The sequence below is a fragment of the Ignavibacteria bacterium genome, assembly GCA_016873845.1.
Taxonomy (GTDB): Bacteria; Bacteroidota; Ignavibacteria; order Ch128b; family Ch128b; genus JAHJVF01.
Window position 1 is genome coordinate 1 of record VGVX01000106.1, and the last position, 5,664, is coordinate 5,664.

Consider the following 5,664-nt stretch of genomic DNA (forward strand, 5'->3'; position numbering starts at 1 on the left):
TGAAATTTTGAAGCATACTCTAAGTAATCGGACAAATGAATTTCGTGAGCATTTGGATTTTTTTCCTTGTTCGCGAATTCAGGGCGGTTGTCGATTAAAATTGTATAATAGCTGAGCGGTTTCAAATAATATAGTAAAGCGTTTCCAACGTGTCCGCCGCCAAATAGATACAGTGTTGATAGAGAGCCGTGTACTTCATAATAGATCCAAACTCTGCCGCTGCAATTCATGGGAAGAGTTTTAACAGAATTACTATTCTCGGAAGCATTTTTCGAAAGCAGATATTCTCTTGTTCCGCTTTCTCCGAATTTCAGTCTTTCAAGTGACTCTTGTATCGCTTCCACTTCGATTGCTCCACCGCCAACAGTTCCATAAAATTCTTTTTCTGATTGAACGACTATTTTAAATCCAACTTTTCCTGGAACAGAACCTTCCTGTTTAACAACAGTCGCAATTACGAACGGTCGATTTTGCTGCTTCAGTTCATAAATATATTTTTCTATTTGCATTTGAGCATTCAATCTTAAATTGAGAAAAAGTCTTTCGGTGAATCGATGTCATCTAAAACCTGCGGATATGGAGCGTCCCAATATTTCTTTTTGCAATTTTTATAAGAAGTTAGCTTTCTCAAGTCCGAACTGCGTGGGCTGAAAATGATATTTTGATACATTCTATGGTTCAAAAAAATTGGATGCCCATTTTGTGTATTAAATCTTGGCTGTATCCAATCGAAATTATTATCGAGCTGTTCGACTAAGTTAGTGTAAAACGAAATTGGCAGCGTTGGCTGATCTGTAAAATGGTAAAGTGCCCAATCTGAGTCAGTCAATTTTTCAATTCCTTTTTGCAAGGAAGAAAACATCCCTGCTTCATAGTTTTCATTGACAATGATTTCGATTTTATGATTCATTTCAAAAATATGATCGATGAGCGAAGTGTCACGAAGTTCTCGTTTCAATTTATTAATGTCGGTTAAATATTCTTCGAGCGCTTTCTTCATTTCATCCGCTTTGTGGCCGAGAACGATAATAATTTTATCACAGATCAAATTCATCTTAGCAAGTATCAGTACACAAAACGGCAATCCCCTGTACATCAAAAGCGGTTTTGGGCTTCCCATTCTTTCGGATTTACCTGCACAGGCAAGCAATCCACCTATTTTTAAACTTGGCTCACTCATTTAATAAAAATTTTTTCCACTCATCATTGGATTTTGATTTGGGCTCATCGTTCCAAGTAGAAAGTGACGCGGAGTCTTTCAGTCCATTTCCTGTAATCATAAGTAATACATCTTCTTTTTCTGAAATTTTTCCATCCTGAAATAACTTTTTGTATCCGGCAAAGGATGCGGCAGATGATGGTTCGGCAAGAATTCCGAAACTCTGCGCAATAGATTTTTGAGCAGAAAGAATTTCTTCATCGGTAACCGAAACTGCGGTGCCGTTGCTCACCATGACTGAATTAGCAGCCATAAAAAGATTTCTCGGAGCTCCAGCGTGAATGCTGTCTGCAATTGTCGAAGCAGATTTGTATTCAAACTTACCGGCATCAATATAACGAACAACTGCACTGCTTCCTTCCGCCTGAACTGCTATTAGTTGAGGCAGCTTATCAATCCATCCTAATCTGAGCAAATCAGAAAATCCTTTGAACAATCCTGAAATAATCACTCCATCTCCAACGGGGACAAAAATTTTGTCCGGAATTTTTCCTTTCATTGAAATGAAAATATCAAATGCTGCGGATTTTTTCCCCTCTATCGTCAGTGGATTATATGCAGTATTTCTGTTGTACCAATTTTTCTTCTTACTGATCTCAAGACATAAATCGAATGCTTGATCGTAATCCCCCTGCACTAAATAAAGATTTGCTCCGAAAGATTGAATTTGAATTCTCTTTGCAGATGGAATTTTCTCTGGAACAAAAATGTGGGATTTGAGTCCGAGCCGTGTACAAATTCCTGCAAGCGATGAACCGGCATTGCCAGTTGAAGCTGCAGCAATCTCTGAAATTCCTAATTCGAGAGCTTTACATATTACAAGAGTTGTGGCTCTATCTTTATATGATAAAGTTGGATTGCGAGTATCATCAAAAACAAAAAATTTTTTTCCACCAATTTCATATTCAAGAAGAGGTTCATTGGTTAATGTAATTTTATCTAGCGATGATTTTGGAATAGTTTTTTCAAGAAAATTTATTGGCCAAAGATCAGGATAAAGCCAAAACTTTCCGCAGGAGATTTTTAAGAATTTCTCTCTGTTAAGTTTTCGCTTCAAATTTTCATAATCATATTCAACAAGCAGGACGCCTCTGAGCGGTTGATTTTTTTCTGCCTTACCGCAATTGGGACAAAGATAAATTCGCTCTGTCTCAATTTTTTCAGATGTAAATTGAGAAGAACAGTCAAAGCATTTGTAAGAATATTTACTCATCACAAATTTTTAATGGGACACAGATTTTTATGTCCGAAGGACTCCTTCGGAGATTGATTATGATTTTTCATGATATTTATAATTAAATCTCACATCGTTAATGCCATAATTGCTTTGCCAGTATGCAAGCGGTTTTCTGCCTCGTCGAATACGATTGATATGTCAGGGTTGTCGAGTATTTCATCCGTTACTTCGTTATTTCTATCGGCAGGGAGAGCATGCATCAACTTCACACCTTTATCCGCAAGTTTGATTTTTTTATCGTCGCAGATCCAAGATTTATATTTTTCGAGATTTGACCTCATTTCTTTTTTACATTCATCTTCATTGTTCAAATAATGATCGACATCATAGAAGCCGAATCCACCCCAGTTTTTCGGAACAACAATCTGAGCTCCTTCAAAAGCTTCGTCCATGTCATTTGTGAATTGTAAACTTCCGCCACCAGCTTCGGCATTCTTTTTTGCTTTGTCGATTATATATTTACTCAATGGAAATTCCTTTGGATGTGCAACGGTGACATCAATTCCATATCGAGGGAAAAGTAATATTTGCGTCTGCGGTACAGAAAGAGGTTTGCTGTGTGTGTCTGCGTATGCCCATGAGACAGTTACTTTCAATCCTTTGGTATTTCTACCGAAATGCTCGAAGATTGTCATCAAATCTGCAAGTCCTTGAAATGGATGATAGACATCGTCCTGTAATGACATGATTGGTTTTTTCGAATATTCTGCCATTTCATTTAAGTATTTATTTCCGATTCCATAAAAACAATTTCTGCAGGCGATCCCATGTCCCATGCGGGAAAGAATTATTGCGGTGTCTTTCGCAACTTCGCCGTGAGTGATTTGCATTTTATCTGGAGTCAGATCGTGAGCATGTCCGCCAAGCTGAGTCATTCCCGCTTCCATCGAATTGCGTGTGCGTGTCGATTGTTCAAAAAATATCATGAACAAAGTTTTGTGTGGCAGATGGAGGTGGGGTTCTTCGTTATAAAATTTTTTCTTTAAGTCGAACGATGTTTCAAAAACTATATCGAGTTCTTCCTTCGTCCAATTGTCTTCTGTTATAAAATGTTTCCCTTTAAAGTCTGAATTCATCTTTTCTCCGAATGTTTACTTATTCTTTTTTTTAAAAATGTTTTTTTGATATAATCTTCAGGGTAGGAGATTATCGGATCATATTCTGATTTATGAATTACTTTGGAATTGAAATCAATCTTTACATCTTTAATGAATTTATCAAAATCTTTATTTTGCTCACAAAGCTTGTTCATTGTTTCCCAATCAAGATATGGTTTTTGTTTGGCAGTAAATAATACTTTGGAGGAGTCAATGTCTTTCAGATCCAAATGGATTATTCCAATACCGAATGACATGGCGAGTCTTTCCAACTCAGCTAGTAAATCATCATCTTGAGTTATCTCTATAGCGACTAAATATCCCTCATGTGCCCAGGAAGAATTAGAAACAGCCTGAAAATAATTTTCTCTATAATTACTTTTATTAATACCCTTTTTTAATTCAAAGGAGAAGAGTTTCAGAGCGTTATTATCAGATAATCTGTTAAATTCAATCAGATTTTCATTCCATTCTTCAAGGGGAAGATAAAATCCTACCAAATCTGGATATAGCCATTCACTGTATCCACTTCTCTTTGATTTTTCATGAAAAATTGTTTTAGTAAAAATATTTCGTCCTCGGTTAAAGGCGGGATTTGAATATGCGAAGTAAGATAATAGTGGATGCAAATCACGCTCGTCATAATAATCATTTTCCTTTTTCTCTTTTCTCTGTTCAATTTCTATTTTAGAAATTAAGGAGGGGGAAATTTCGGAACTTCTTGAAGCCAGAAAAAATCTGACAGGATTTTTTCCAACCTTAATAAACTTCGATTCTGGATTTTCTTTGGTATCTACATATAACCTTGCACCTAAAGTCTGCCAAGGTGTCTTGCCTGTTATTGATAATTTATTAATTAAATTACTGGAAATTCCAATTTCCCAGATTTCTTGATAAGTAAGCGGTTTATCTGCTTTTGCAAGAATTTCCTCAGCGAAGTTTAAAAATGAATAAGCCATAATAGTTTTTAATTTAATTATTGAAGTTTCATTCATTACTGATGTATAAAAAATCGATTTTTATGAATTGCTAATATGTAAATTTTCTTCATGACTATTCCTGACAATTCTATGAAAATACTTCACAGTACATCAGATAAAACGCGCTTGCTTAGACTAAATGTTCAACACTGGATGCATTGGCTCGATACCTAATAAATCTTCCTACTTAAGCAGCATGAGATTTTTCAGGATTCTGTACTGTATTATCACCAATTCCGAACAATAAGTTTTCGACGCTAATGTCTTCGTCTAGTTCATCCCAATGCAAACCTATTCCACCTCCACTAATGGTATAATTATTTCTTTTATACTCATCTGCTTTTAACAAGCGCGGAAAATATGCAAGGGGAACGATCAAAGTTCTCCCATCCGCCAATTCAACAACCATGTTTTCATTGTCAAAGGGAACTTTTTTCGCTAAAGAATTATTCACCGAAGTATTCATACCATTTCCTTTCTATTAATTCCTTGTTCTCAAAGACAACATTAAATATTTCTTTTAGTTCGGAAGAATTGAAGCCAAATGAGTCAGACAATTTAATTTCCGGCTCAAGCCAACATTTGGCAATTGATTCTCCTTTTCGTACGTGAATATGCAGCGGTTCACGAGGGACCCCTTAATTTGAGAAGAAAAAAAATTTACATCCTTTATATTTAATACAACTGGCATATATGAAGTTAATGAATAAAAATTATATAATCTGGCAGAACAATGCATAAAACGCATTTGCATTAACTTGAGAGTCATTCCTCTTGCTCTCCAATCAGCCATTTATAAATCGGAATTATCCGAATTTCTTTTCCTTGAAGTCTTAATTTTTCTTCTTGGTTACGAGTTATTACTGATCCTTTCTTTAGATTAAAAGACTCCATGGCAGACAACAATCCGTTTAATTCTCGTTCTTTATTTGCTTCTGTTAAAACATCCGTAACTTGAATTGCCTTTGTAATTTTATTCTTCTCCTTGATAAGAAAATCACATTCCTTTTTATTTTTATAATAGTAAACTTCGGAACAATCTCTTTTCAACTGAAGAAAAACAACATTTTCGAGAAGCTTGCCGGAATCTCCGCTAAAACGGAAGGCGACTTGATTTCGCAATCCATTGTC

At 35.7% G+C, this 5,664-nt stretch carries 7 protein-coding genes and 1 pseudogene; all 8 read right to left on the reverse strand.

Annotation, left to right across the window (positions count from 1 at the left end; translation table 11 throughout):
- The coding region (locus FJ213_12595; protein ID MBM4176990.1) for a hypothetical protein at positions 1-509 on the reverse strand (509 nt) is incomplete at its 3' end.
- Positions 510-523: 14 nt separating this feature from the next.
- Entirely contained in the window at positions 524-1,180 is a 657-nt protein-coding gene (locus FJ213_12600) for a hypothetical protein (GenBank protein ID MBM4176991.1), read from the reverse strand.
- Positions 1,173-2,432 carry a threonine synthase gene (gene thrC, locus FJ213_12605; GenBank protein ID MBM4176992.1) on the reverse strand — a complete coding sequence of 420 codons (1,260 nt, stop codon included), beginning with the start codon at positions 2,430-2,432 and terminating at the stop codon, positions 1,173-1,175. The genes FJ213_12600 and thrC overlap by 8 nt, the downstream gene beginning before the upstream one ends.
- A gap of 89 nt (positions 2,433-2,521) precedes the next feature.
- Complete coding sequence (locus FJ213_12610) at positions 2,522-3,532, reverse strand: ornithine carbamoyltransferase (protein ID MBM4176993.1); 1,011 nt, start codon at positions 3,530-3,532, stop codon at positions 2,522-2,524.
- The gene (locus FJ213_12615) at positions 3,529-4,512 is read right to left on the reverse strand and encodes a hypothetical protein (protein MBM4176994.1); all 984 of its coding nucleotides are present in this window, start codon (positions 4,510-4,512) and stop codon (positions 3,529-3,531) included. The genes FJ213_12610 and FJ213_12615 overlap by 4 nt, the downstream gene beginning before the upstream one ends.
- Before the next feature lie 208 nt (positions 4,513-4,720).
- The gene (locus FJ213_12620) at positions 4,721-4,999 is read right to left on the reverse strand and encodes a DUF2442 domain-containing protein (GenBank protein ID MBM4176995.1); all 279 of its coding nucleotides are present in this window, start codon (positions 4,997-4,999) and stop codon (positions 4,721-4,723) included.
- A pseudogene (locus tag FJ213_12625) lies at positions 4,980-5,213 on the reverse strand (DUF4160 domain-containing protein). The gene FJ213_12620 and the pseudogene FJ213_12625 overlap by 20 nt, the downstream one beginning before the upstream one ends.
- 85 nt (positions 5,214-5,298) lie before the next feature.
- The coding region (locus FJ213_12630) for an ATP-binding protein (GenBank protein ID MBM4176996.1) at positions 5,299-5,664 on the reverse strand (366 nt) is incomplete at its 5' end.